General features: G+C 41.3%; 1 protein-coding gene. It reads right to left on the minus strand.

All coding sequences use genetic code 11. The features are described 5' to 3' along the window. Nucleotides 1-209 precede the first annotated feature (209 nt). Nucleotides 210-755 carry a GrpB family protein gene (locus tag ABEQ74_RS29825; RefSeq protein ID WP_430125961.1) on the minus strand — a complete coding sequence of 182 codons (546 nt, stop codon included), beginning with the start codon at nucleotides 753-755 and terminating at the stop codon, nucleotides 210-212. Nucleotides 756-828: the final 73 nt, after the last annotated feature.

The raw sequence follows: 828 nt of genomic DNA on the forward strand, positions 1-828 counted from the left end.
ATTTCGGCAATTTCAGCTAACGTTTCGTATTCACGAACCCGAGAACCTTAAGGCTCCAGGGGAGCCGGCCACGACTGCGGTTAGGTTCGCAGGGTTGTCCGCCTGATTCTGCTTCGATGTCAAAAGCTCCTTAGCGGACCAAGGATCGGCTTCAGCCGATCCGCAGCGTGAATATAATGTTATAAGATGTCGGCGCTTCTTCGAATCACTTACATATCCCCTTTACTAGGTTTCCATCCGATCTTTTGACTCCATGTATTAGCCTTCTTTATAATTTCCCATACGATTTCAATCTTGGCTTCCACATATTGTTCTCTTTGATCTTTATACCGGTTTGCTAATTCATATTTCGTCCTGGCATATTGATCTCTATCATCTTCATGAGTTCTTAAGTAATCTCGAAATAATAAATTCAATTGTTCAGACCAGCTACCTGCTTGCCTTACATGAATATGGGTTCTTCTCGTCCCGGGTGCTTCTCTGAAATACTTCTTAGTCAAATCATCATTATTCGAATGATATCGATATCCTAAAGATGCAAGTCCGGATATGATTGTCTCTATATTACCTAAATCCCTTACGGATATCTGAATATCAATAATAGGCTTAGCTGCTAAACCAACTACTGAAGTCGATCCAATATGATCGATTCTAAGTACTTCGGTGCCAATTTTCGTTACGATCTGGGCTCTTAATTCATTAAAGAGACTTGGCCAACTATCGCTGTACGACTCAATAATCACTGGATCCTTCATCGAGATCAACAACTCTAATGATTTTTTACGCTCTTCGCCGATTTCTTATAACGTCTCTCGTATTCACGACGCG

This window comes from Paenibacillus solani, assembly GCF_050475945.1.
Classification (GTDB): domain Bacteria; phylum Bacillota; class Bacilli; order Paenibacillales; family Paenibacillaceae; genus Paenibacillus_AQ; species Paenibacillus_AQ solani_A.